The sequence below is a fragment of the Pyxidicoccus trucidator genome (genome assembly GCF_010894435.1).
GTDB lineage: Bacteria > Myxococcota > Myxococcia > Myxococcales > Myxococcaceae > Myxococcus > Myxococcus trucidator.
This window is the reverse complement of the sequence record NZ_JAAIXZ010000001.1, coordinates 1,299,293-1,324,757: the sequence shown is the minus strand read 5'-3', so window position 1 is coordinate 1,324,757 and position 25,465 is coordinate 1,299,293. Positions and strand designations below refer to the sequence as shown.

The window sequence follows — 25,465 nt, the reverse complement described above, 5'->3', positions numbered from 1 at the left end:
TTCCGAGGGCGCTCCCTCGGGACACTCCCATTTCGGGCGTCGCGACTTCTCACAGCCCGACACGTACGCCGTCCCTGGGAAGACAGAGTGCCATGCGAGGGTTGCCGTTGGACCCGATCATGGAAAGTTCTTCCCATCATGGGCTCCGATGACCTCTTCGCACAGACCGTGCTGTCCACCGCCGGGGGCGCCGTGGGTGGCGTAGTCCACCGCTCCGACGTGGAGCTGCGGGTGGGCTCCTCGCTGGGGGCGTACCAGCTCGAGCGACTCCTGGGCGAGGGGTCCATGGGCCGGGTGTTCCAGGCGCGCCATGTGCGGCTGGGCCGCCAGGTGGCGCTCAAGGTGCTCAAGCCCGAGCACGCGCGCGACAGCGGCTTCGTGCAGCGCTTCTTCCAGGAGGCGCGCACCGTCAATCAAATCAACCACGAGCACATCGTCGAAATCTTCGACTTCGTGGACGAGGGCGAGGGCGGGCACGTCTACTGCGTCATGGAGCTGCTGCGCGGGCAGAGCCTGAGCTCGCTGCTGCAGGAGGAGAAGCTGTCGCTCGCGCGCATCCAGCGCATCGTCGTGCAGGTCTGCGCGGCGCTGGGCGCGGCCCACCAGGTGGGCGTGGTGCACCGGGACATCAAGCCGGACAACCTCTTCATCATCCACCGGGCGGGCCAGACGGACTTCGTGAAGGTGCTGGACTTCGGCGTGGCGAAGCTCCTCACGTCCGAGGGCAACACCACGGGGACGATGGACGGCACCATCATCGGCACGCCCGCGTACATGGCCCCGGAGCAGGCGGCGGGCCTGCAGGTGGACCCGCGCTCGGACGTCTACGCCGTGGGCAACATCCTCTATGAGCTGCTCTCCGGGAAGCCGCCCTTCCAGGCGCCGGCCTTCGGGCAGCTCGTGGTGCAGATCATCACCCAGCTGCCGCCGCCGCTGCCGTCGCACCTGCCCTCCGGCGAGCCGCTGCCGCCGCAGCTCTCCGCGTTGGTCATGCGCTGCCTGGCCAAGGAGGCCGAGGCACGGCCGCAGAGCCTGGCGGAGGTGACGACCGCGCTCCTGCTGCTGCCCACCGCGGGCGCGCCCGCCGTCACCCAGGGGGCCTCGGAGGCGGTGGACCCCTCGGAGCGGCCCACGAAGCGGATGCGCGCGCTGGGCACCTGGCCTCCGCGCCTGGTGCTGGGCGTGGGCGCGGCGGTGCTGGCGCTGGTGTCCGGGGGACTCACCTGGGCGGGGCTCCAGTCGGTGCGCGAGCCCGCGACGCTGGCGGCGGGCCTGGGGGCCGCGGCGGCCGTCGGGGGGGCGGTGGACCCGGCCGTGCCCCACACGCCCGTCACCCTCACGGTGCGCTCCTTCCCGGAAGGCGCGCAGGTGCTGCGCGCGGACACGGGCGAGGTGCTGGGCGTCACGCCGCTCATCCGGCAGCTGCCGGCGGGCAACGCGCCCATCGGCCTGCGGGTGGAGCTGGCCGGCTACGTCCCGTCGGAGCGCGTGGTGCGGCTGGACACGCACGCGGTGCTGGAGGTGCCGCTCGCCAAGGCTCAGACGGCGCCCCGGCAGACGCCAGGGTCCTCGCGGCCCGCGACTCGGAAGGGAGGGGTGCGCGATGCCGTCATCGACCCGTTCGCGGCCCCGTAGCCCCCTTGCGCTGGCCCTGCTCGGAGTGCTGCTGCTGGGACTTCCCTCGCCCGCCCTGGCGGTGGGGGAGGCCGACGCGGAGGCCCGGGCGCGCGCGCGCTTCTCGGAAGGCAACCTCGCCTATGACGTGGGGGACTTCGACAAGGCGCTGAAGTCCTTCAGCGAGGCGTACCGGCTCAAGCCGCTGCCGGCCTTCCTCTTCAACATGGCCCAGTGCCACCGGCAGCTCGGCCAGTTCTCGCGCGCGGCCTTCTTCTACCGGCGCTACCTGTCGCTGGAGCCGGACGTGGCGTCGGCGTCGGCGGTGCGCGAGCTGGTGCAGGAGATGGAGACCCGGGAGCGCGAGCAGCAGGCGCGTCGGCTGGAGCGCGAGCGCGCCGAGCAGGACAAGCAGGTGCAGCGAGCCCGCGCCGAGGCGGCGAAGGCCGAGGCCGATGCCGCCGTCCGGCGCCGCGCGGAGCTGGAGGCCGAGCAGCGCGCGCTGGAGGCCCGTGCCGCGCAGTCGCTCACCGCGCCCCAGCAGGCGGGCACGGTGTCCACGCCGTGGACGCGCAAGTGGTGGGTGTGGGCTGGCGCGGGCGCGGCGGTGGCGCTCGTCACCACGGGCGTCGTCATGGCCACGAGCGGCCCTGACGCGCGTCCCACCTCGCTGGGCACCGTGGGCAGGCTCCGGTAGACGCGGGCGAAGCCGCCGGGCCCGCCGTCAGCCCTGACGGGGCGCGGCGGCCTGGGCCATGACCTGCGCGGCGATGCGGCCGATGCGCGCGTTGAAGCCCTCCGCGTCATGGAAGGTGAGGCGCACGTCTCCCACCTGGAGCTGGATGCCCTGCCGCAGCACGGTGGGCTGCTCCGGCTCCAGCGGCGCGCCTTCCAGCACCACGGGGCGCGAGCCGGGAGTGCGTGTCACCTGCCACTGTCCGTCCGGCGCGGGCGCCAGCAGGAGCTGCTCGCGGGACACCGTGGCGTCGTTGACGACCATGGCGTTGTGCGAGGCGCGCCCCAGGCCGATGGGGCCCCGCTCGGCGAGGGCCACCAGCTCGAAGCACATGGCGTCCCCGGCGGGCAGGCAGTCACGGAGGTCCGTCAGCGGCAGCCGCGTGGCGGCCACATTCCCTTCCAGCGTCTCGGGGACGTTCCAGGCGCCTGCCTCCCACACCAGCCACGGGTGTGGGTACTTGGCGCGAAACTTCTCCTTGAGTGCCATGTGCTGACGCACAAGCAGCGAGAGCAACAGAGCGCGAGCCATGAGTACTCAATAACCTCCCTCACTTCGTGGTGGTGGCACAAGGCGCGTCGCGCTGTCCACGTGTCCACGAGTGGGCGGATGGAGGGCGGGGACCCCCTCTCGCGCGCGAGCCGGGCCCTGTAGTACACCCACTCCCACATGCTGTCGCAGGTCCCATGCGGCGCCTGCTGATCGCCCCTCCCACAAGGCGACCACCCCTGCCTCCTGGAAACGTGATGCGCCGTCTGTCCGCCGTCGTGCTGTGCGCGGTCCTGTGGGCCGCCTGTGAATACTCCTCGGGCTTCGACTACCCGAAGCCCCTGCCCTTCACCCAGACGTTCCCCGACGGGGGCACGGCGGACGCAGGCTCCCAGGAGCCCTGGGCCTGCCAGCGCGACACGGTGGTGCACGGCGCGCCGATGTCGCTGCTGGTGGAGCTGCAGCTGGAGATGAGCCGCGCGACGACGCCCGAGGGGCGCATCGCCGCCATCGACCGCTTCGTGGCGGCGGTGACCGAGCAGGGCGGCACGCCGCTGGTGAGCGACGCCACCGCCGTCCGTCCCCGGGTGGCCTTCTTCATGCGCGGCGAGGCCGGGCGGGACACCTTCGTGGCGGGCGCGTTCAACGAGTGGTCCGCCACCGCCACGCCGCTGGTGCAGGTGCGGGACACGGACCTGTACGTGGCGGAGGTGGACGTGCCGCGCACCGGCCCGCAGCCGTACAAGCTGGTGAAGGCCGGCAACTACTTCTCGGACCCGGCCGCGCGCCATGTGGAGTGGGATGGCCTCAACCTGAATGACGTGGGGCAGTTCAACTCGCTCATCTACCCGGGCCTGCAGGACGCGACGAAGGGCCGGCTCACCGCGTGGTACGGCGTGCCCGCCACCACCCTGGGCGACCGGCGCGACGTCTTCGTCTACACCCCGGCGGCGTACGACGGGCCGGCGTGCCCGGCGCTGCCGGTGATGTACTTCCACGACGGCAACGAGAGCCTCACCCGCGAGTCCTTCGCGCAGGCGGCGGACGGCCACTACGCGTTGGAGCCGCAGGACTCGGCGGTGCTCGTCTTCGTGGCGCTGCCCAACCAGAACGTGCGCCTGGCGCAGTACTCCTTCCCGCCCGCGAGGGACCCGAGCTGGCCCGCCCCGCAAGGGGACGGGTACCTGGCCTTCCTGCGCGATGACCTGATGCCCCGCGTGGAGGGCGCCTTCCGCGTGCTGCGCGGGCCCGAGAACACCGGCATCGCTGGCGCGTCGCTGGGCGGCCTCATCTCCGTGTACGCGGGCTTCCAGATGCCCGACAGGTTCGGCTTCGTGGGCTGCCAATCCGGCTCCCTCTTCTGGCCGCATGACGGGGAGGTGGACCGCGACGACGGCAACGCGATGGTGGTGCGCGCGGGGCAGGACCCGGTGCTACCGCTGCGCTTCTACGTGGACCACGGCTCGCCCACGGCGGGGTGCGCCCGCGACGGCGAGCCCGGCGGCGACGACTGCCAGTCCAGCCTGCAGTTCGTGGCGGCGCTGAAGGGCCGCGGCTACGGCGTGGCCCACTGGAACGAGCCGGGCGCCGCGCACGACTGGTCCTTCTGGAAGAAGCGCCTGCCCAAGCTGCTGTGCTCCTTCCGCAACGCGGACCCGAAGGCCTGCGGGCTGTAGCGCGTCACCAGAGCCTGGGCGTCTCGGCGCCTCACAGCTTCGCGGCGATGGCCCGGGCCAGCCGGCCCGGTGCCCCCGCGTCCAGCGAGAGGAACAGGCGCGGCTCCGTCACCTCCACCTCCTGGAGCCGTGTGCGGCCCTCGTTGTCCGTGGCCACGTCCACGCGGGCGTAGAGCAGGGGCCGGCCCATGGCCTCCAGCACGGACTCCGCCAGCTTCAGCTCGGCCGCGTCCTCGGGCGTGAAGGCGCGCGGCTCGGAGAAGCCGCGCGGCGCGCTCAGCAGCGTGGGCGGCCGGTGCACCGCGTGGCTGAGGACTCCGTCGAAGAAGATGTAGCTGCGCTCGCCCTCCGTCTCGAAGGCGGTGAGGTAGGGCTGCACCAGGACGTCGCCCTCGGCGGCCAGCTCCGCCACGCGGGCGGTGGCGGTCGCCGCCTCCGCGCGGGGGAAGACGTACGTCTTCAGCGCGCCCGCGGACACCGCGGGCTTGAGCACCACCGCGTCCCAGCCGCGCTCTCGCAGCAGCGTGCCCACGTCCAGCGTGCCGCCCGGCTCCACCCAGACGGTGGGCGTCACCAGCACGCCCTTCGCCTCCAGCTCGCGGAGGTAGCGCTTGTGCGTGTTCCACCGCAGCACCTCCGCCGGGTTGTGGAGGCGGGTGAGGCGGTCCACCTTGCCCGCCCAGGCCACGAAGGCGTCGCGCCGCAGGTGCGAGTCCCACGTGTTGCGGACCAGGGCCAGGCGCACCGTGCGCCAGTCCACCGCCGGGTCGTCCCAGATGACGGGCCGTGCGTCCAGGCCCAGCTCGCCCAGCGCGGGCACGAGGGCGGCATCGAAGCTGTCGAGCTGGGGCAGGCCGGAGTAGGTGAGGACGGCGACGTCCAAGGTGGAGGCTCCTGGTGGGGAAGTCGGCGGCACCTGGATAGCGCGGACGGCGCCCGGGCGCAGCGGTTCTCCAGCAGGGGCCGGGCGGCGGACCTCAGGCCCGCGCGGTGATTCTGCGGCTGGGCGGCACGTTGTCCGCCACGTCCTGGGCCGCCGCCACCCGGCGTGAGTGCTCCAGCGCGTCTCTCGCCGCCTGGGCCAGCAGCGGCTGCCCGTGGGGGAAGGGAGCGGCCACGCCCTCCAGGGCGAGCAGCTGGGCGCGCAGCTCCGCGCCGGTGGCGGTGCGGTGCGCCGGGTCCTTCTCCAGCAGGCGCATCACCACCGCGTCCAGCGCCGGGGGCACCTCCGGGTTGAGGCGCGAGGGCGGCTCCACCTGCTGGTCCACCGCGGCGCGCAGCAGCAGCTCCTCGGTGGCGGCGTGCAGCGCGCGCCGGCCGGTGAGGGCCTCGTACAGCGTGAGGCCGAGGGCGAAGAGGTCCGCGCGCCCGTCGAAGGGCCGGCCCATGGACTGCTCCGGGGCCATGTAGCCCAGCTTGCCGCGCACGCTGCCGGCCAGGGTGAGCTGGGCGCGCGCCGCGCCGCGGGCGATGCCGAAGTCCGACAGCTTCACGTCGCCGAAGCGGGACACCAGCACGTTGGGCGGGTTGACGTCGCGGTGCACCAGGTTGAGCGGCTGGCCGTCCGGGCCAGTGCGGCGGTGGAGGTAGTCCAGCGCGGAGGCCAGCTCCGCGGTGAGGTACGTGGCGGCCGCCAGCGGCAGCGGCTTGCGCCCCAGCCCCTTGGCGAGGCTGCTCAGCGGCAGGCCGTCCACGAACTCCATGGCCAGGAAGTAGGTGCCGCCATGGCGGCCCAGGTCGAACACCTGGACGATGTTGGGGTGGTTGAGGGAGGAGCACAGCTCCGCCTCGTGGCGGAAGAGGGTGACGAACTCCTCGTTGTCCGTGAAGGCCGGGAGGATGCGCTTGAGGGCCACCGCCTTCTGGAAGCCACCCTCGGGGCAGTAGGTGGCGCGGTACACCTCCGCCATGCCGCCCGCGCCGATGCGCTCGTGCAGCACGTACTTGCCCATGACCTCCTGCTCGCGCAGGGCGGACAGCGCGCCCCGGGTGAGCTGGAGGAAGTGGCGCGCGAGGATGGCGGTGAAGACGCCGGCCGCGACGAAGAAGAAGGCGCGCGTGGCGATGAAGATGGGCGTGAGGGTGATGAGCGCCTCTTCCGGCAGCAGCGGGCGCACGAAGGCGAAGTAGATGCCCAGGTACTCGGCGGCCACCAGCAGGCCGGCGGCCAGCGCCAGCCGGGGGTTGCTGCGCAGCGTGGCCAGCGTAATCAGCGTGGGCCAGATGACGAGCGTGGGCGCGGTGAGCGCGTAGATGGGCCCCTGGTAGCGGAGGTCGAACGCCAGCACCACCGCGGGGATGCTCACCTCAATCGCCACGTTGATCCACGGCACGGCCGGGTGGAAGACGCCGGAGCGCAGCACCCGCCACAACATCATGTACCAGGCGCAAAGCACCGCGGAGAGCCCCATCAGCGCCTGCGTCAGCCCCCAGCCCAGCGAGGGCCCCAGCGCCGCCGCCACCACCACCGAGGCGCCGGACAGGCCCGCCATGAAGCGGGCCACCGACAGCTCCCGCGCCTGCGCGTCCCGGCGCAGGTGGCTGTCGAGGAAGCGCGACACGGGACTGGTGGTGGTGTGGGGCGTCATGGGCGGACCAATCTATATAAGGAGGGAGGTCAGCGCCTTCGTACCTGGAGTGCGCACCCCGGCGCACTCAGGGACACATCCACCCCTGCTGGGACTCATGGGCGCTGGACTCAGTACGTAAGGTGTCGCTGAAATGTTTCACGGGGTACGCTCCAGGGCGTGCCAAGGACCCACCACGTTCCCGTTGGCGGCGTCCGCCTGGAGACCCACGAGATGCGAATGTCCCCACGCCTTCTACTGGCCGCGCTTGGCGCGGTCCTGGTGCTCCACGCTGGCTGCTCAGATGACCCGGACCCCTGCGAGGGCGACGGCTGCGGCGTCGCCCCGCCTGTCTGTGGCAACAACATCAAGGAGGGGACGGAGCAATGTGACGACGGCAACACCACGGACGGGGATGGCTGTCAGGCGAACTGTACCCCGACGGTGGCGCTGGGCTGTGGCGACGGCCGCGTAGAGGGGCTGGAGGTATGCGACGACGGCAACACCGTCGGCGGTGACGCCTGCGCGGCGGACTGCTCGTACACGGTGAGCCGCTGCGCGGCGGCGGCCGAGCCGGCGCTCCCGGGCGGGGCCACCTGCGCGGTGACGAGGGCCGGCAACGGCGCGCGCCTCTTCACGGGCGTGGTGCTGAAGGACGGCGAGACGCTGCTGGGCGGACAGGTGCTGGTGGACGCGCAGGGCATCATCCAGTGCGCCGCCTGCGACTGCGCCTCCGCGGCCGGCGCCGCCGAGGCCACCCAGGTGTCGTGCCCCACGGGCGTCATCTCCCCGGGCCTCATCAACCCGCACGACCACATCAGCTTCACGGACAAGCCGTATGTCGCGACGCAGGAGCACTCCGTGGAGCGCTTCGAGCACCGCCAGGACTGGCGCCGCGGCCTCAGCGGCCACACGCGGGTCGACAACAACGGCAGCAAGACCAACGCGGACCTCGTGGGCTACCAGGAACTGCGCCAGGTGATGGCCGGCACCACCACCGTCGCGGGCGCGGGTGGCGCTCCGGGCCTGCTGCGCAACGTGGACGACCGGACGGTGGCCCGCCAGGAGGGGCTCGAGGAGGGCTACGCGGACTCGGACACCTTCCCGCTGGGTGACTCCGGGGGTGAGGCGCTGGCGAGCGGCTGCAGCTACCCGGCGCTGCCCTCGTCCAGCTCGCTGCCGAAGATTTCCGCCTACCTGCCCCACATCGCCGAGGGCATCGACGAGCGGGCGCTCAACGAGTTCCGCTGCTTGTCCGCGGGCAACTCGGACGTGCTCTTCGCGCGCACGGCCATCATCCACGGCATCGGCCTGACGGCGAAGGAGATGGCCAGCATGGCGGCGCGGGGCACCGGCCTCGTCTGGTCGCCGCGCTCCAACGTGACGCTGTATGGCGACACGGCCATGGTGACGGCCTACAAGCGGATGGGCGTGAGCATCGCCCTGGGCACCGACTGGCTCCAGTCCGGCTCCATGAACCTGCTGCGCGAGCTGCAGTGCGCGGACTACCTCAACACCACGCACTACGCGGGCTCGCTGTCCGACTCGCACCTGTGGCGCATGGTGACGGCCAACGCCTCGGACCTGACGGACGTCTTCGAGAAGGTGGGCCGCATCGCGCCGGGCAAGGTGGGCGACCTGGCCATCTTCCGGCTGCGCACCTTCGCCAACTCGCCGCACCGCGCGGTCATCACCGCCAACCCGGAGGACGTGGTCCTCACCGTGCGTGGCGGCAAGACGCTCTACGGCGACGGCACCCTGGTGGACGCGCTGAAGGGTGAGAACGCCTGCGACACCCTGGACGTCTGCGGCGCCGCCAAGGCGGTGTGCCTCCAGTCGGAGATTGGCAAGAACCTGGCGGCCCTGCAGGCGGCCAACAGCAGCGCCTATCCGCTGTTCGCCTGCGGCACCCCGGAGAACGAGCCGACGTGCGTGCCCCGCCGCACCTCGACGGACGAGCGCTTCCTGGCGTCCCGCAACAACTCCACCGTCTACACGAGCGAGGTCCGTCCGGACGACAAGGACGGCGACGGCATCGTGGACAGCGCGGACAACTGCCCCGCCATCTTCAACCCGGTGCGCCCCGTGGACAACGGCGTGCAGGTGGACTCGGACGGCGACCGTCAGGGCGACGCCTGCGACGTGTGCCCGCTGGAGGCCGGCACCGCCTGCGTCTCCGCCAACCCCGCCGACGATGACGGCGACGGCGTGGCCACCTGGCGCGACAACTGCCCCTTCCTGGCCAACGCCAACCAGGCGGACGGCGACGCGGACGGCAAGGGCGACGTGTGCGACGGCTGCCCCGAGCAGGCCGGAGGCACCTGCGCCAACGCCGACCCGTCGGACCCCGACCGCGACGGTGTGATGTCTCCCGCCGACAACTGCCCCTACCTGGTCAACGTGGACCAGACGGACACGGACGCGGACGGGCAGGGTGACGCGTGTGACCCGTGCGCGGTCGCCAACCCCAATGGCGCCGCGTGCCCCGCTACCATCCATGACCTGAAGACGCCGGTGGCCGGCGCCATCCCCCTGCTCAACACGAAGGTGGCGGTGTCCAACGTCATCGTCACCGCGCTGAATGCCAGCGCCAGCGGCTACTTCATCCAGGCCTCCCCGCCGCCGCAGGGCAAGGGCGTGGAGTACTCGGGCATCTACGTCTTCGCTCCCAAGACGGACCTCGCCCTGGGTGACCGGCTGGACATCACCCAGGCGACGCTGATGCTCTACCGCGGCGTGCTGGAGCTGACGGACGTGACGTACACCAAGGTCAGCTCGGGCAACCCGCTGCCGGAGCCCGTGGTGGTCCGCTCCGAGGAGGTGCGCACCGGTGGGCCTCGCGCCGAGGCGCTGGACGCCGTGCTGCTGGAGCTGCGCGACGTCAGCATCACCACCGCCCCGAACAGCTTCGACGAGTTCTTCGTCGACGAGAACCCGAACGGCGACGGCACCACCACGGGCGTCAAGGTGGATGACCAGGCCTTCGACTACGTCAACGCCGCGCAGACGGTGGGCACCCGCTTCACGAACCTGAAGGGCGTGCTGACCTTCACCTTCAACGAGTACAAGCTGCTGCCGCGCAACGCGCGCGACATGCGCCTGCCGCTGCCGCCGCTGCCCGCGCTGACGGGCTTCAGCGGCGGTGCGTACATCCGCGTGGGCTCCGCCTCGGGCGACACCTTCCCGCAGGTGCTCACGGTGACGATGGAGTCCGCGTTCCCCGAGGACGTCACCGTGGCCATCACCTCCAGTGACTCCACGGCGCTGGGCGCGGTGGGCGGCGGGGTGGTCATCCCCGCGGGCCAGACGTCGGCGACGGTGAAGCTGAACCCGGTGGCCCAGGCCGCCAGCGTCACCCTCACGGCGACGCTGGGCAGCTCCTCGCTGCAGGCCGCGGTGCGGGTGCTGGGACAGGACGAGCAGCCCGCGGTGACGGGCCTCGACCCCGCCACGGTGACGATGGTGCCCGGTGGCACGGTGACGCTCACCGTGGCGCTGGACCGTCCGGCTCCGGCCAACACCACCCTGGCGCTGAGCGTGGACCCCGCGGACCTCGGCACCTTCGCGAACGCGACGGCGCCGGTGGCGGCGGATGCCCTGCAGGCGACCTTCACCTTCACCGCGAGCGCGGAGGCCACGGGCACCGCCGGCACGGTGACGGCGACGCTGGGAGAGAGCAGCGCCAGCACCGCCGTGACGCTGGACCAGGATGCCCCCCGGCTGGTGTCGGTGGTGGCGAACGAGGCGGGCCCGGTGAACGCCGGTGCCACCCGCGAGTTCACCCTGACGGTGGACCGGCCCGCGCCGGCGGACGCCACCGTGACGCTGGCGGCCCTGCCGGGCACGGGCGTGACGCGCTACGGCTCGGTGCCCGCCACGGCGACGCTGGCCATGGGGCAGACGCAGGCCACCTTCATCTTCACCGCGGATGCGGCCGGTGGGGGCGCGGGCAAGGTGTCCGCCTCGCTGTACGGCATCACCCGTGAGGCGGACCTCACGGTGACGCCGCCGCCGCCGAAGCTGGCCACGCTGTCCCCGGCCACGGCGACGGTGCTGGCGGCGAAGACGTTCACCTTCACGGTGACGCTGGACCGTCCCGCGCAGACGGACGAGACGGACGTGGCGCTGAGGCTGGAGCCCGCGACGGACGTGGGCTCGGTGCCGGCCACGGTGCGCGTGGCGCGCGCCGCGACGACGGCGACGTTCACCTTCACGGCGGCAGCCCTGGAGGCCCCGGCGCAGGCCGTGCTTACCGCGAGCTTCGGCGGTGTGGACCAGACGTCCCAGGTGACGGTGAATGTCCCCGCGGGCGCGGGCCTGGTCATCAACGAGGTGGACTACGACATGCCCGGTGCCGGTGACTCGCTCGAGTTCGTGGAGCTCTACAACTCCTCGTCCAGGACGGTGTCGCTGACCAACCTGTTCCTCGTGCTCGTCAACGGCAGCTCCACCACCGCCCCGCCGGTGAGCTACCAGAAGATTGCCCTGTCCGAAGTCACCGGCGGAGCGCTGGCGCCGGGCGAGTACCTGGTCGTCGGCTCCGCCAACGTGGTCGGTCCCCTGGCCGGCCGCGCCGGAGTGAAGACGCTGCAGAAGGGCACCACGGACTATGTCCAGAACGGTGCCTCTGACGGTGTGGGCATCTACGATGCGACGGAGGACGCGCTCATCGACTCGCTGGCCTACGAGGGGAACGTCGCGCAGGCCAGCATCACCGGCTCGACGAAGAAGTTCGACTTCCGCGAGGGCACCGCGGACACGACGCCCCTGGCCGACAGCGGCACGGCGGCTGGCTCGCTGTCCCGCAATGCCGGGTCCGCCGACACCAACGTCAACGCGGTGGACTTCGTGTTCACCACCACGTCCACGCCGGGCGCGGTCAACGTCATCACCGTGCCGACTCCGGCGCCGTGAGGCTGGCGCGGCCCCAGGCCGCGCGGTGAGAGGAATTACCCGGGCGACCCCTGCCATGTCAGGGGTCGCCCGTTGTGTTTCCAGGGGACGCAGTGCGTCTGGTTTCGGGGCACACGCCCACGGCGGCGGGAGGGATTGCCCCCGCGCCACGCCGGCTGAATGCGCGGCCGGCCGCTGGCGCTACCGCGTCTGGGTTCCCACCGACATCAGGCTCTGCAGGGCGGACACCAGCGGGTCATAGCTGAGCGTGGCGCGGAAGAGGTTCTGGTGCACCAGCACGCCCATGTACCCGCCGAAGAGGCCGTGCGCCGCGTGCAGGGCATCCACGTCCTGGCGGAACTCGCCCGTCTTCTGCCCGTGGCGGATGATGCCCTCCAGCACCTTCGCGTACTGGGACAGCTTCTCGCGGATGGCGTCCGCCACCCGGTCATTCGACTCGGCCGCCTCGGCGGCGAGCATGGCGAAGAAGATGCCGTACTCGCGGTGGCAGCGCAGGAACTCCTGGGTGCGCTCGGTGAAGGCCTGGAGCTGCTCCCGGGCGGGCAGCGTGCGGGCGTCCTGCAGGTGGCCTGTGAATTCGCGGACGCAGCGCTGGTGCAGCTCTTCAATCGACGCCAGCAGCAGGTCTTCCTTTGTCGGGAAGTGCCAGTACAGCGCGCCGGGCGTCATGCGGATGGCGCGGGACAGGTCCGCCATCGTCGTGGCGAGGAAGCCCCTGCGTGAGAACAGGTTGATGGCCGCTTCGAGGATTTCCACCCGCGTGCGCGCCGCGCGCTCCTGTTTGATTTCCCGCTGTGCTGGTTCCTTACCCATGCCAATGCAACTCTATACCTCATGCCATCAGGGTTACCTTGACAATCTCTGGCGGTGAGCCCACGCGCAGAGGGGGACCCCAGAAGCCTGTTCCCCGGCTGACATAGAGATGGCTGTCGCCTGTCTGGAAGTGGCCCGCGTCATGTTGCCAGATGGCGGCCACCGCGAGCGTGAAGGGAAAGAACTGCCCGCCGTGGGTGTGCCCGGAGAGCTGGAGCCCCATGCCCGCCTTCGCCGCCTCGCTCCAGTTGGAGGGCTGGTGTGCGAGCAGCACGGACGCTCGCTCGCCATCCCTGCCAGCGATTGCGGCGTCCAGGTCATACCCCTGCGGCCCGCGTCGGGCGGCCCAGTCATCCACGCCCACCAGGTCGAACGAGGCCGCCGCATCGCCAATGCGCACATGGCGGTTGCGCAGCACGTGGATGCCCATGCGCTCCAGCGCCTCCGACCAGGCGGCGGCATTCCAGTAGTACTCGTGGTTGCCGGTGACGAAGTACGCGCCATGGCGCGCCTTCAGATTGGCGAGCGCGGACACCGCCGGGGCCAGCGACGGCACGTGCCCGTCCACCAGGTCCCCGGTGATGCACACGAGGTCCGGACGCAGCGCGTCGCAGCGGGACACCAATTCGTCCATGAAGCGGCGCCGGATGACGGGGCCCACGTGGATGTCGCTGAGGTGGACAATCGTGAAGCCGTCCAGCGCGCGAGGCAGCCCGGGGAGGCGCACCGCCACCTCGCTCACCACCGGCTCATGGAAGGCCTGCCACACGCCGAAGCCCGTCACGCCGGCCGAGGCCAGCACCGCCCCGCCCGCGGTGGCCCGGGCGAGGAAGCGGCGGCGCTCCAGGTCCACGGGGCCTGAGAGGGCTGGCGTCCCGACGAGGGCCAGCGGCGCGGCCTCTTCCGACGACATCATCGAGGGCACCCGAGCCGCTGCGGTGGCCAGGCCCATCCCCGCCGATGAGTCTCGTGCCTCCACCGCATGGGGCGTCATGGAAGCGGTGCCCATTCCCGCCGCGGCCCTCGCCTCCACCGCGTCAGGCGCTTCCACAGACACCGGAGCCGTCATGGGCGCGGCCTTCCCCTCTCCGCCCGTGGTCCTCCGCACCCACCCCACCACCCGCCGCGCGCCGCCCAGCACCCAGAAGGCGAAGAGGAGGTACGTCGCCGCGCCCATCCACGTCCAGACGGCGGTGGCCACGGCGAAGGTGGTGTCCATGGGCAGGAAGCGCGTCACGGACCAGGACAGCACGAGCGGCACGGCCAGCGCCGCCATCACCCACATGCCCAGGCGCCGCCACCGGGGATTCTCCGACGTGTCCACGAAGATGCGGCGGTAGAGATAGAGGTGGGCGAGCAGCGTGACGAGGCCGGTGACGACGGCGAAGACGGCGAAGCGAACCAACGAGTCCATGGCGACTCCCATAGTCCCCCGCCCCCCCGGTGCCGCAACGCAATCCCCGTGAAGAAGTGTAGACCCGGCGCAAGGTGGGAGCCTGCCCACCTCCGGGCCCCTGTGTCAGCGCCGCGCGGAGTCGGGGCTCCTCCTGCAACCCGGTGACAGCTGGCTGCCAGGAGGGGCGCCAAGGGTCGTTCTCGCGGTACAAGGAGACGAGGTTTGGCCGTATACACGGCCCGCCGGACGGCCCCTGGCGCTCCGCCTCTCGTGTGACGACGCGAGCCGCCAGGCCGACGTGCTCCCACACCGGAGGAAGAACCGATGCGCAAGGACATGAACGCGGGAGCTCGCGCCCTGTGGGGGTTGCTGCTGGGCGCCCTGCTGATGGCCGGCTGCGGACGCGAGCCGAGCCCCGCTGGGAACGGCGCCTCCGCCGCGTCACCCACGCTCACGCCCCGACTCCAGCGCCTGGCGCCCCAGGGCCCTCCATCCCGGCTGGCCGCGGGCGCACAGCACTCGCTCCACGTCGCCCCCGGAGGCACCGTGTGGGCCTGGGGCGCCAACGGCTCCGGCCAGCTGGGCCTGGGCGAGGCGTCCTTCCAGCGCCTCGTACCGACCCAGGTACCGGAGTTGGCGGAGGTGGTGGCGGTGGCGGCGGGGGACTCGCACTCGCTGGCGCTGCGCGCGGACGGGACGGTGTGGACGTGGGGGAGCAACTCCTCCGGCCAGCTCGGCGACGGCACCTTCACGGACCGCGCAACCCCCAGGCCCGTGGCGGAGCTGGCGGACGTGGTGGCGGTGGCGGCGGGCGACTTCCACTCGCTGGCGCTGCGCGCGGACGGAACCGTGTGGACGTGGGGCACCAACTTCTACGGGCAGCTGGGCCGTGGCCACACGGAGGTCGGCCCCAGGCCCGAGCAGGTGCCCGGCCTGACGCAGGTGGTGGCGCTCGCCGCCGGCTTTGACTTCACCGTGGCGGTGCGTGGGGACGGCATGGTGTGGGCCTGGGGCGCCAACAGCTCCGGCCAGCTGGGCGATGGCACCTTCACCCAGCGCTTGAAGCCCGTGAGTGTGCCCGGGCTCAACGGCATCACCAGCGTGGCCGCGGGCACCTACCACGTGGTGGCGCTGCGCACGGACGGCTCGGTGTGGGCGTGGGGAGGCAACTCCTCCGGCCAGCTGGGCAACGACACGGGGACGGACAGCACCACGCCCGTGCAGGTGCCGGGCATCGCGGATGCGAAGGCCGTGGCCGCGCAGGACTCCGGCTCGCTGGTGCTGCGCAAGACGGGCACCCTGCTCGCGTGGGGCTACAACGCGTCCGGGCAGCTCGGCGACGGCACCACCTCCGAGCGCACCACGCCGGTGGCCGTGCAGGGGCTGGCCGCGGTGACGGCGCTGGTGGCGGGGCCGCAGCACGCGGTGGTGTCGCGCGCGGACGGCTCGCTCTGGGCCTGGGGCGGTGGCGCCTCCGGGCAGCTCGGCCATGGCGGCTCCGAGCGGCACCTCTCCCCGGAGCCGGTGCTGCGCCTGTCCGGCGTGACGTCCGTGGCCTCTGGCACCTTCCACTCCCTGGCCGCGCTCTCCGACGGCACGGTGCTGGCGTGGGGCCGCAACAACTATGGCCAGCTGGGTGACGGCACCCTCGCCGAGCGCGCCGGCGCGGTGCGGGTGGCCGTGGGCGGCGTGGTGACTTCCGTCGCCGCGGCCAGCCACCACTCGCTGGCCCTGCGCAAGGACGGCACGGTGTGGACGTGGGGGCGCAACGCGTCCGGGCAGCTCGGCGACGGCTCCACGCGGGACCGCTCGGTGCCCGGGCAGGTGCCGGGGCTGACGAAGGTGAAGGCGGTGGCCGCGGGCGGCAGCCACGCGCTGGCGCTGACGGAGGACGGCCTCGTGTGGGCCTGGGGCTACAACGCGCTGGGGCAGCTGGGCGACGGCACCACGGTGAATCGGCTGGTGCCGGTGCGTGTGTCGGCGCTGACGAAGGTGAAGGCGGTGGCAGCGGGCACGTACTTCTCGCTGGCCCTGTGCGAGGACGGCACGGTGTGGGCGTGGGGTGAGGGCTACTACGGCCAGCTGGGCGACGGCGCCGGGGCGCAGCGCCTGGTGCCGGTGAAGGTGCCGGACCTGACGGGCGTGGTGTCCGTGGCCGCGGGCTCCGCGCACTCGCTGGCGGCGCTCTCGGACGGCTCGGTGTGGGCCTGGGGCGACAACGCCGAGGGGCAGCTGGGCGACGGCACCACGGCGGGCCGCTTCCGTCCGGTGAAGGTGCCCGGGCTGGCGGCCATCACCTCCGTCGGTGCCGGGCGCTTCCACTCCATGGCGCGCCATGGGGACGGCACGCTGCGCGCCTGGGGCTCCAATGGCTACGGCCAGGTGGGGGACGGCACGCTCACCTCGCGCCTGTCGCCCGTGACGGTGCCGGGAGTGTCGGGGGTGGCGTCGCTGGGCTCCAGCTACCTGCACGTGCTGGCGCTGGGCCAGGACGGCACGGTGCGCGCGTGGGGCTACAACCGCTTCGGCCAGCTGGGACTCGGCGTCGCGGGGTGGAGCGCGGTGCCGGTGCCGGTGCGGGGCTTCGGCCGGGAGCAGCGACTGGCGGCCGGCCGCTCGCACTCGCTGCTGGTGCGTGGCGACGGCTCGGCGGTGGGCTGGGGGCAGAACGCCTCCGGGCAGCTGGGGGACGGCTCCGCCATCCACCGCGCCGGTCCCGTCTCCGTGCAGGGAGTGCCCTGCGTCCGCTCCGTCTCCTCGGGCCTGCAGCACACGCTGGCGCTGGCATGTGACGGCACGGTGTGGGCCTGGGGCGCCAACAACCGGGGTCAGCTGGGCAACGGCACCACCGTCGCCACGCGCACCACGCCGACGATGGTGGAGGGCCTGTCGGGCATGGTGGCTGTCGCGGCGGGTGGAGACTCGTCGCTGGCGCTGCGCGCGGACGGCTCCGCCTGGAGCTGGGGCGGCAACCTCCAGGGACAGCTCGGCGACGGCACCACGGTGGACCGCTCCACGCCCATGCAGCTCAAGGGCCTCTCCGGCATGGTGGCGGTGGCGCTGGGCGACACGCACGGCCTGGGCCTGGGCGAGGACGGCACGGTGTGGGCCTGGGGTGCCAACGAAGCCGGCCAGCTCGGCGATGGCAGCACCACGAGCCGGCCGTCTCCGGCGCAGGTGAAGGCGCTGTCGGGCGGGGTGTCCATCTCCGCGGGGCGCGCCTTCTCGCTGGCGGTGCGCGAGGACGGCACCGTGTGGTCCTGGGGGACGAACCCGTCCGGGCAGCTGGGCGATGGCACCAACCAGCCTCGGAGCACGCCGGTGCGGGTGTCCGGGCTGGAGGGCGTCAGCGCCGTGTCCGCGGGCGCGCACCACGTGCTGGCGGTGCGCGGGGACGGCACGGTGTGGGCCTGGGGAGACAGCAGCTTCGGCCAGCTGGGCGTCGGCGGCTACTCGGCGGTGATGGTGCCGAAGCAGCTGCCGGACCTGCAGGACGTGGTGGCCGTGGCCGCGGGCGAGCACCACTCCCTGGCGCTCCTGCACGACGGCGGCGTGCGCTCCTGGGGCAGTCACGAGTACGGGCAGCTGGGGGACATGGCCGCGGGCCCGCGCCTGGAGCCCGTGGAGGTGAAGGTGCAGGGGCCGAAGATTCGCCCCTCGGTGCTGGACGTGCGCGCCTGGCACCAGCACGCGCTGGTGCTGCTGGCGGACAACACGGTGCACGCCTGGGGCGACAACGCCTACGGGCAGCTCGGCGACGGCACCACGGAGGACCGGTCCGTGCCCGTCCCCGTCAAGGACCTGACGGACGTGTGGCAGATAGCGTCGGGCGCGCAGCACTCGCTGGCGCTGCGCCATGACGGCACCGTGTGGGCGTGGGGCGGCAACGGCTTCGGACAGCTGGGCGACGGCACCAACACCGCCCGGAGGGAGCCGGTGCGGGTGCCCGGTCTGTCGGGCGTGAGGGCCATCGCCGCGGGTGCGTACCACTCGCTGGCGGTGCGCGGGGACGGCACCGTGTGGGCCTGGGGCTACAACGCCTTCGGACAGCTCGGGGACGGGACGGCCGAGCAGCGCCTCGCGCCCGTGCAGGTGGAGGGCATCGAGGAGGCGATGTCCGTGGCGGGTGGCGACTACCACTCGCTGGTGGTGCTCGAGGACGGCGCCATGGTGGCCTGGGGGCGCAACTCCAGCGGGCAGCTGGGCGACGGCAGCACCACCAACCGCTACACGCGCGTCCCGGTGCAGGGGCCGGGCGGAGTGCTGCAGGTCCAGGCCGGCGCATACCACTCGCTGGCGCTGCTCGGGGACGGCACGGTGTGGACGTGGGGCGACAACAGCTTCGGACAGCTCGGCGGCGGCAAGCCGCGAATCACTCCGGATGTCGTGCCGGGCCTGGTGGGGGTGAAGGCCATCAGCACCGGAAGCCGGCACTCGCTCGCGGTGAGCGAGCAGGGCGCCATCTGGACGTGGGGCCGCAACTCGCACGGCCAGCTCGGCAACGGCGACAGCACCCACCGGTTCGAGCCCGTGCCCGTGAAGGGAGCGGCGACCGCCGCGCGCGTGGCGGCCGGCGGCGACTTCTCCGTGGCGATGCTGGACGACGGCACCGTGCTGAGCTGGGGCAGCAACCTCCACGGCACGCTCGGCCTGGGCGTGCCGGGGACGCGCTACTCTCCCGGCACGGTATCGCTGCCCTGAGCCGCGCCCGGGGACGCGGGGCTGTCAGAGCCGCAGCCCCGGGCCGAGCCGCTTGCGCACGGGCTCCAGCTCGCGCCGGTCCAGGCCGATGTCCAGCAGCTCCAGCCGGCGCAGCTTCGGCAGCGCCTTGGGAGAGCGGAACGCGAGCGCCCCTTCCTCGCTCAGCTCGTTCCGGGACAGCTCCAGCCGCTCCAGGCTCGTGAGCGTCTTGCTGGCCGCGAGCGCCTGGGCACCCTCGTCGGAGAGGGCGTTGCGGTTGAGGGCCAGCAGCCGGAGCGTGGTGAGCCCCTTCGCGCGGGCCAGCGCCTGCGCGCCCTCGTCCGACAGGCCGGTGCCGGAGAGGTAGAGGCGCTCCAGCGCCAGCTTCCCGCTCGCCAGCGCCGCGGCGGCCGCGTCGGACAGCTCGCTGCTGGAGATGCTCAGGGAGCGCAGGCCCGCGAGCGCCGTGCTCCCCGCCACCGCCTGGACGGCTTCGTCGTCGGCGCCCGACAGCACCAGCCCGCCGAGCTTCCCGGCGTGGGGCGCGGACGCCAGCGCCTTCGCGGCCCCGGCCACGGCGCCTCCTTCCAGCCGCAGCCAGCGAAGCTGGGAGAACCACGGCTGGCCGGCGGCCCGCGCCAGTCCCTTGCCGTCCCGGGTCGTCACGGTGAGCCGGTGCACGGGCTCGAGCGCGAGCAGCTCCTGGCCGTGCTTCGCGAGCTGCTCCTCGGACAGCGACAGCTCCTCGATGAAGCCCCGGCTGAAGCGCGCGTCCTGCGCTCCGGCCAGCGGCTGCTTCCACCGGCTGCCATGCGCGGTGAGCAGGCGGGCCTCGTCCAATTGCAGGGCACGACGGCGGGCCGGGTCCAGCCGCCCCCGGAGCGCCACCTGCGTCTGGATGAGGTCGGCGCGCGCGTCGTCGGTGCCGCGCAGCACGTCCGCGCAGACCAGCCGGGGCTCGTCGTTCTCGGGCTCGGCGGCGATTCGCGCCAGCAGCTCCTGGTAGGTGCTCATCGGGCGAGCAGCTCCTTCACCTCGCGCTGCCAGCGCTCCCCCAGCTCGGGGTGCACCATGCGCACGTAGGCGGCGTAGCCTTGCAGCCAGTTGGCGAAGTCCGGACGCCCGCGCGCCTGGGACTCCACGCCGTGCTGGCGGCAGTTGGCGAGGATGGCCTTGAAGCGGCGGCGCTCCTCGCGGGGGATGGAGACCTGCTCGTTGACGGTGAGGCCCGTCACCCGCTGGCGGCCGCCCTGGCGCATGACGTGGCGCTTGGCGGCGTTCTCCGAGAAGCCCTCCTGCTGGAGGATGGCGTTGACCCACCAGAGGAAGCGGCCCAGGCGCTCGGGCGGCTTCTGGAAGGAGAAGGACAGGTCATCCGCGTAGCGCGTGTACGTGGCGTCCGCCTTCTTCGCCAGCGCGGTGAGGCGCGCGTCCATGCGGCGGCACACGAGGTTGGCGATGGCGGGCGAGGTGGGCGCGCCCTGCGGCAGCACGCCGGGCCACGCCACGGTGCCGTCCGGCAGCCGGGGCCGCCACGTGGTGAGCCCCGCGAGCGTGGAGGACACCTCGTCCCCGTAGCCGTGCGCCTCGAAGAGCCCCTTCACCCGGCGGTAGTGCACGGTGGGGAAGAAGTCCTCCAGGTCCACGCGCACCACCACGGTGGAGCCCACGTGGGGCTTCGCGTTCGTCACCGTGGAGCGCCCGGGGACGAAGCCGTGCACGGCGGGGTGCGTGGGCAGGTGCGCGAGGACGTTGTCGAGGATGGCGCGCTGCACGGCCTTGAGCTTCGCGCGCGGAGCGCAGAGGCGACGCACGCCGCCGGAGCGCTTGGGCACGTCGAACTCCACGTAGCCGGAGCCGGCTTCCGAGCCCGGGCGCATCAGCGCGTCCAGCTCCGACACCGGCACGCCCACGAGCTTCGCGACCTCCGCGCGCGTCTTCAGCACGGGCAGCGCGGTGGTGGCCGCGGGCTTGCGCTTCACCGGGGCACGCATGCTCGGGTAGAGGCCGAAGCTCCAGCCGGTGGGGTTCCAGCCGCCCACGGCGGTGGCGCTGGGGAAGCGGGGCGGGTCGGCGCGGGTGTCGGGCAGGGAGACGTCGGCGAGGCCCAGGCGGCGCACGGAGGCGCGGGCATGGGAGGACACGCGCGAGTCCGGGTCCTTCACGCGGCGGCGGAGCTGGCCGGCGGCGCTGGCGCGGGCGAAGAGCAGGGGAATGAGGCGCACGGCCTGGAGGCGCTCGCGCGGGTCCACGCTCTTGAGGCGGCGGGCGACGGGCTCCAGCCACGAGCGGCTGACGTAGAAGCGCGCCACCTCGTACTCGGCCAGGCCCTGGTGCCGCTCCAGCAGCGCGACGATGCGGTCGAAGTTCTCCTCGGGGCTGGCCAGCAGGGGCTTCAGCTCGAGGAGGAGGCCTACCAGGTCCATTCCGGTGCTCCAGACGCCGCGGAGGACTGCATGCTCCTGGGACCGCCGCCACCTGCACGGCAGATGCGGGCGAGGTCGGGGAAGCCCGCCAGGCGGACCTCGCACCGCTTCGTCCTTCAATGGGAGTCACAGGCAGCCGCGACGTGACATCGCGGACGGAAGGCTGGCTGCACGCGGCCCCAGGAGCGAGGCGGAGCACACCACATCCTTTATATAGAAGGAAGGTCGCCCGCGTCGGGAGGCCCATCCTCTTCCAGGAGGGCGAGCAGGGCATCTCGCGGGCCGCCCGGGGCGCGGCGGACGAGCGAGTCCAGCAGGCGGCTCCGGGCGCGCACGCGCTCGCCGTGGGCGCGCATGGCGGGCAGGGCGTCCGGCTCCAGGTGCGGGCGGGAGAGCACGTCCAGGTTGTGGAGCAGCTCGCGGCGACTGCGCGGCGCGGTAAGGGTGGCGCTGACGCCGGGCTGGGAGAGGCTGTAGCGGTAGCAGTCCACGGCGCCAGGCAACGGCGCGTCCGACGGGGCGCCGGGAGCGGGCTGGAGGAGGCGGCCGTAGCAGGTGGCGGTGAAGGTGAGCACGCCGGTGCCACGGGCCGCGGCCTCGGGGAGGAAGGCGGCCTCCGCGCCCGGGTGCGCGGCGCTGTGGCGGGTCATCACCACCGGCCACGGGTGCCGGGTGAGCGCGTCGCGGGCCACGTCTCTCAGGTGGGTGGAGAAGCCGAAGGCGCGGACCTTGCCCTCGGCGCGCAGCTGCTCCAGGGCGGCGAAGTCGTCGGCGTTGAGGCGCTCGGGGGAGCGGACCCAGAAGAGGAGGAAGACGTCCAGCCACGAGGTGCGCAGCCGGCGCAGCGCGGACTCCACGTCGCGGCGGAGGGCGGAGGCGCCGGAGTGGTAGGAGCCGGCCACGATGACGAGCCCGTCGCGCAGCGTGCGCCCGCTGCGGAGGAACGAGGTGAGCGCGGTGTAGCGGGGCTCCCAGAAGAAGGTGTTGAGGCCGGCGTCGTGCGCCTCGAAGAAGGGCTGGGGCGTGGAGAGGTGCGCGCCGGAGAGGACGAGGGGCGAGACGGTGAGGCCGGTGCGGCCGAGGGGACGTGCCGAGGCACGCGCTGGCACGGCGGGGCGGGGCGTGGGAGCACCGCGCTGTGGCTGGGAGCGAGAGGGACGGTGGCGCGCGAGCGCGGGCTCGGAGGCGAGGAGCTCGTCGGGGAAGACGAGGGTGAGGGCTTCCAGGTGGGTGACGACGCGCTCGGGCTCGGTGCGGGAGAGGAGGGCGGTGCGGAGGTGCTCGAAGGCGGAGGCGTCCGCGAGGCGCAGGCGCCACGTCCAGGCGGAGGTGCGCAGGTCTTCGTCGCGCTCCGGAGTGGGGCCGTGGAGGAGGTCGTCGAGGAGCGCGTCGAGCGTGGCGCAGGGCTCCAGGGTGGAGGCCGCAGCGGAGCGGACCATGGGCGTGGTGTCGCGGGAGAGGCGGAGCAGGGCGCGGAGCGCTTCGCGGCTGCGGGTGGGGGAGAGCAGCTCGGCGGCGCGGGCGCGCACCCAGGCGTCGGGGGAGTGGGCGCAGGCGAGGGCGGCCGTGCTCAGGTGCTCCTCGGCGGAGCGACGTGCGGTGTAGGGCGCCCCGTCGCCGTCCTGGTCCGTCGCGGTGGATGCGGCTTCAGCGGACCTTGCTGAATGGGTCCTGGCTTCGTCGTCGCCCCGCGAGGCTGCGGAAGGCTCCGCGTGTGCGGCGCGACTCGCGAGCCGACGGCCCTGGACCAGCAGCAACTCGAGCGCGGCACGGCGCAGCGTCGGGTCCACGTCCTCCATGCAGACCCGGTGCGCCGACTCCAGGTCGAGCACCGCCGAGCGGAGCCACGGGTCGTCATGCGACTCGGCCTCTTCGCGCTCGGTCTCTGTGAGCAGGTCGAGTGACGCGAGCGCACGCAGGGCCACCGCGCGCACGGCCGGGTCCTCGTCTTGCGACGCGTGGATGAGCAGCTCCGGCTCCTCCAGGAACATGGCGGCCACGGCCACGGCGCGTCGCTCGCGAGCCGTGGAGGCGCGAGGCGCGAAGGCCGCCAGCGCCAGCGCGAAGGCCTCGGCGGTGGCATGGGCGGGAGGTCTGCGCTCCCAGGCGGCGATGACCTCCGCGCGTACTGTCTCGTCCGGGTCTTCGAGCGCCGCGAGCACGTCGTCGAGGCTGTCCGGGTCGTAGACGAGGCCGGCGAGCGCCGCGCGCCGGAGGGCGGGCTCCGGGTGACGCAGGAGGAGGCGCACGCGCTCCAGCAGCTCGGGGTGGTCTCGTTGCACCGCGACACGGGAGGCCCAGGCCACAGCTCCCGGACGAGGCGGAGCGGAGAGCACGCGGGCCGCGAGGTCGACATCCTCCACGTTGAGACGTTCGAGCAGCGAGCGGGCCTCTTCCGCCGCATGTGGGACGCGCGGCTCGTCCAGCCAGCGCATGGCGAGGAGCAGCGCCTCCGGGTCCTTGCGCTCACGGAGGCGCCGACGCGCGAGCAAGCGCAGTGGCTCATGCGGGTCGCCCAGCCACTCCACCAATTCGCGGGCGGAGAGGGCGGAGGCGGGCGTGGCCTCCAGGCGCGCGGTCGTCACCGCGGGGTCTTCATTGCCGAGCGACTCGGGGTACTCGGCGAGCGGAGGCGGCCCACGCTCGGCGCTCGGGCCCGGGGCGCTCCCCCGATTCACATCCGTCGCGGCGATGGGGGCGGCACTCCACGTGGCTTCGAGCCACTCCATCGCGGAGCGCACGGGCCCCTTCGTGGAGGCCTCCGCCGCCTGCCGCACGCGCTGCTGGACGGAGGGATTCCCGATTCCAATCCACGCCAGCGACTGCACCGCCGCGTGGCGCACGCGCCAGAACGGGTCTTCCAGCGCGCCGAGCAGCACGTCCAGCGCGCCCGAGCCGGCGACGGACGCCGAGGCTCGCACCACCGCCCGGCGCACCCACCACACGGGCTCCTCGCGAACCGCGCGCAGTGCAGGAACGAGCAGCGCCTGGGCCCCCAGCCGTGCCAGCGAGCGCCAGGCCCTGTCCCGCACCAGAGGCATCGGGTCGGCGAGCGCATCGAGCAGTGCTTGGGCGAAGCGCGAGTCCCGCGTCCCTCCGAGCCGCTGTGCGGCCGTGGCGCGGACCTCCGCGTCCTCGTCCGTGAGCAGGGCCTGACGGAGGGCGTAGCGTCCCGGGAGCGCGGAGGTGTCGACCTCGTCCACCGCCTCGCGGCGCACCGAGACGTCCTCTTCGAGCAACCGCACCGTGGCGGGGTCCAGGTCGGGCATCGCCGCGGACTCTACGCCCGGGGTACACTCCGCGCCCATGCCCGACATGCTGGCCATCATCAGCAAGGCGGTGTTCGAGAAGGATGCCGCCGGGAAGAAGCCCGGCGACGTGCTTCCGATGGACCGCTACCGCAGCAACAGCAAGCACCTGGCGTCGCTGGCCAGTGGCGGGCGGCTCTTCCTCTTCACGGTGCGTCCGCCCAACGAGGCGCTCTGGCTGGTGGCGGTGCTCGAAGGGCTCAAGGCCGATGCCGAGGGCTGGCGCTCGCGGCCGAACACGGTGCCCATCACCGACGTCACACCGCTCATCCCGAAGATTCGCTTCGAGTCCGGCAAGGGCATCCAGGCCGCGAAGGGCGCGCTGGGCATGTCCCTCCAGACGCCCCGGGCCCTGGCGGCGGCGGACGCGGAGTTGCTGCTCCAGACGGCGGGAGGCGAGGACAGCGGAGGCGGGCCCACCAACCTGACCTCGCACGAGGCGCACCCGAAGCTGCCGTGCCTGTGCCAGCGCTGCCTGCCCAAGAGCCCCGAGCGCGCGGAGACGGGGGGCCTCACCTTCCTGCGTGCGAGCGTGGAGACCGGAAGCAAGGTGCTCTACTACTGGCTGCCCGAGGAGCTCTCCGCCGACGCGCGCGTCATCGCCCAGTCGGTGCGGGGTGCGCTGGCCGGACGCCTCGGCACCTGATCAGGCGTGATGGCCTTGTTGTGAGCAGGGGCGAGGTACTTGGTGTCAGTGGGCTTGGCGGGCTCCAACTGCTGGCGGAGCTCGGCGTGGAGCTGTCGCTCCCAGTACGAGGCGCCCCGCGGCTCGTGGCCGTCCAGGAACGCCCGAGGTTGGTGCAGAGTTGGCCTCCGTGCTCTCCCTGGTGCGGCCCATCCTCCGCG

At 72.9% G+C, this 25,465-nt stretch carries 14 protein-coding genes; 6 read left to right on the top strand and 8 right to left on the bottom strand.

Annotated features, from left to right (window positions below; translation table 11 throughout):
- The first annotated feature begins 138 nt into the window (after window positions 1-138).
- Together G4D85_RS05380 and G4D85_RS05375 are read left to right on the top strand one after the other, a co-directional pair.
- A complete protein-coding gene (locus G4D85_RS05380) occupies window positions 139-1,635 on the top strand; it encodes a serine/threonine-protein kinase (protein WP_164008514.1) in 1,497 nt (498 codons plus the stop codon).
- Entirely contained in the window at window positions 1,604-2,311 is a 708-nt protein-coding gene (locus G4D85_RS05375; RefSeq protein ID WP_164008512.1) for a tetratricopeptide repeat protein, read from the top strand. Before G4D85_RS05380 ends, G4D85_RS05375 begins: the two co-directional genes overlap by 32 nt.
- Window positions 2,312-2,338: 27 nt before the next feature.
- Here G4D85_RS05375 and G4D85_RS05370 read toward each other — a convergent pair whose 3' ends face one another.
- Window positions 2,339-2,881 carry an FHA domain-containing protein gene (locus G4D85_RS05370; protein WP_164008510.1) on the bottom strand — a complete coding sequence of 181 codons (543 nt, stop codon included), beginning with the start codon at window positions 2,879-2,881 and terminating at the stop codon, window positions 2,339-2,341.
- 215 nt (window positions 2,882-3,096) lie between these two features.
- Between G4D85_RS05370 and G4D85_RS05365 the strand changes: the two genes are divergently transcribed.
- Entirely contained in the window at window positions 3,097-4,515 is a 1,419-nt protein-coding gene (locus G4D85_RS05365) for an alpha/beta hydrolase (protein WP_164008509.1), read from the top strand.
- Window positions 4,516-4,546: 31 nt separating this feature from the next.
- On the opposite strand, the gene G4D85_RS05360 is transcribed toward G4D85_RS05365, so the two are convergent.
- Together G4D85_RS05360 and G4D85_RS05355 are read right to left on the bottom strand one after the other, a co-directional pair.
- Window positions 4,547-5,398 carry an ATP-grasp domain-containing protein gene (locus tag G4D85_RS05360; RefSeq protein ID WP_164008507.1) on the bottom strand — a complete coding sequence of 284 codons (852 nt, stop codon included), beginning with the start codon at window positions 5,396-5,398 and terminating at the stop codon, window positions 4,547-4,549.
- A gap of 94 nt (window positions 5,399-5,492) precedes the next feature.
- Window positions 5,493-7,103: a serine/threonine-protein kinase gene (locus G4D85_RS05355; protein ID WP_164008504.1), complete on the bottom strand. Its 1,611-nt coding sequence runs from the start codon at window positions 7,101-7,103 to the stop codon at window positions 5,493-5,495.
- 219 nt (window positions 7,104-7,322) lie between these two features.
- On the opposite strand from G4D85_RS05355, the gene G4D85_RS05350 reads away from it, so the two are divergent.
- Entirely contained in the window at window positions 7,323-11,996 is a 4,674-nt protein-coding gene (locus tag G4D85_RS05350; protein ID WP_240359078.1) for a lamin tail domain-containing protein, read from the top strand.
- 180 nt (window positions 11,997-12,176) lie between these two features.
- On the opposite strand, the gene G4D85_RS05345 is transcribed toward G4D85_RS05350, so the two are convergent.
- Together G4D85_RS05345 and G4D85_RS05340 are read right to left on the bottom strand one after the other, a co-directional pair.
- A complete protein-coding gene (locus G4D85_RS05345; protein ID WP_164008499.1) occupies window positions 12,177-12,809 on the bottom strand; it encodes a TetR/AcrR family transcriptional regulator in 633 nt (210 codons plus the stop codon).
- Window positions 12,810-12,828: 19 nt separating this feature from the next.
- A complete protein-coding gene (locus G4D85_RS05340; protein WP_164008497.1) occupies window positions 12,829-14,223 on the bottom strand; it encodes a metallophosphoesterase in 1,395 nt (464 codons plus the stop codon).
- Window positions 14,224-14,529: 306 nt separating this feature from the next.
- On the opposite strand from G4D85_RS05340, the gene G4D85_RS05335 reads away from it, so the two are divergent.
- Window positions 14,530-18,906 carry an RCC1 domain-containing protein gene (locus tag G4D85_RS05335; RefSeq protein ID WP_164008495.1) on the top strand — a complete coding sequence of 1,459 codons (4,377 nt, stop codon included), beginning with the start codon at window positions 14,530-14,532 and terminating at the stop codon, window positions 18,904-18,906.
- Window positions 18,907-18,930: 24 nt separating this feature from the next.
- On the opposite strand, the gene G4D85_RS05330 is transcribed toward G4D85_RS05335, so the two are convergent.
- The 3 genes from G4D85_RS05330 to G4D85_RS05320 form a co-directional block, all read right to left on the bottom strand.
- The gene (locus G4D85_RS05330) at window positions 18,931-19,899 is read right to left on the bottom strand and encodes a TIGR02996 domain-containing protein (protein ID WP_164008493.1); all 969 of its coding nucleotides are present in this window, start codon (window positions 19,897-19,899) and stop codon (window positions 18,931-18,933) included.
- Window positions 19,896-21,311 (bottom strand): reverse transcriptase family protein, encoded by a 1,416-nt coding sequence (locus G4D85_RS05325; protein WP_164008491.1) that lies wholly within the window; start codon window positions 21,309-21,311, stop codon window positions 19,896-19,898. The genes G4D85_RS05330 and G4D85_RS05325 overlap by 4 nt, the downstream gene beginning before the upstream one ends.
- Window positions 21,312-21,520: 209 nt before the next feature.
- Window positions 21,521-24,580: an aldo/keto reductase gene (locus tag G4D85_RS05320; RefSeq protein ID WP_164008489.1), complete on the bottom strand. Its 3,060-nt coding sequence runs from the start codon at window positions 24,578-24,580 to the stop codon at window positions 21,521-21,523.
- A gap of 37 nt (window positions 24,581-24,617) precedes the next feature.
- Between G4D85_RS05320 and G4D85_RS05315 the strand changes: the two genes are divergently transcribed.
- Complete coding sequence (locus G4D85_RS05315) at window positions 24,618-25,265, top strand: hypothetical protein (RefSeq protein WP_164008487.1); 648 nt, start codon at window positions 24,618-24,620, stop codon at window positions 25,263-25,265.
- Window positions 25,266-25,465 lie beyond the last annotated feature (200 nt).

Bases quoted from the DNA above. Each gene is read 5' to 3' on its own strand.
- G4D85_RS05380 (WP_164008514.1), top strand. From the start codon at position 139: ATGGGCTCCGATGACCTCTTCGCACAGACCGTGCTGTCCACCGCCGGG.
- G4D85_RS05375 (WP_164008512.1), top strand. From the start codon at position 1,604: ATGCCGTCATCGACCCGTTCGCGGCCCCGTAGCCCCCTTGCGCTGGCC.
- G4D85_RS05370 (WP_164008510.1), bottom strand. From the start codon at position 2,881: ATGGCTCGCGCTCTGTTGCTCTCGCTGCTTGTGCGTCAGCACATGGCA.
- G4D85_RS05365 (WP_164008509.1), top strand. From the start codon at position 3,097: ATGCGCCGTCTGTCCGCCGTCGTGCTGTGCGCGGTCCTGTGGGCCGCC.
- G4D85_RS05355 (WP_164008504.1), bottom strand. From the start codon at position 7,103: ATGACGCCCCACACCACCACCAGTCCCGTGTCGCGCTTCCTCGACAGC.
- G4D85_RS05350 (WP_240359078.1), top strand. From the start codon at position 7,323: ATGTCCCCACGCCTTCTACTGGCCGCGCTTGGCGCGGTCCTGGTGCTC.
- G4D85_RS05345 (WP_164008499.1), bottom strand. From the start codon at position 12,809: ATGGGTAAGGAACCAGCACAGCGGGAAATCAAACAGGAGCGCGCGGCG.
- G4D85_RS05340 (WP_164008497.1), bottom strand. From the start codon at position 14,223: ATGGACTCGTTGGTTCGCTTCGCCGTCTTCGCCGTCGTCACCGGCCTC.
- G4D85_RS05335 (WP_164008495.1), top strand. From the start codon at position 14,530: ATGCGCAAGGACATGAACGCGGGAGCTCGCGCCCTGTGGGGGTTGCTG.
- G4D85_RS05330 (WP_164008493.1), bottom strand. From the start codon at position 19,899: ATGAGCACCTACCAGGAGCTGCTGGCGCGAATCGCCGCCGAGCCCGAG.
- G4D85_RS05325 (WP_164008491.1), bottom strand. From the start codon at position 21,311: ATGGACCTGGTAGGCCTCCTCCTCGAGCTGAAGCCCCTGCTGGCCAGC.
- G4D85_RS05320 (WP_164008489.1), bottom strand. From the start codon at position 24,580: ATGCCCGACCTGGACCCCGCCACGGTGCGGTTGCTCGAAGAGGACGTC.
- G4D85_RS05315 (WP_164008487.1), top strand. From the start codon at position 24,618: ATGCCCGACATGCTGGCCATCATCAGCAAGGCGGTGTTCGAGAAGGAT.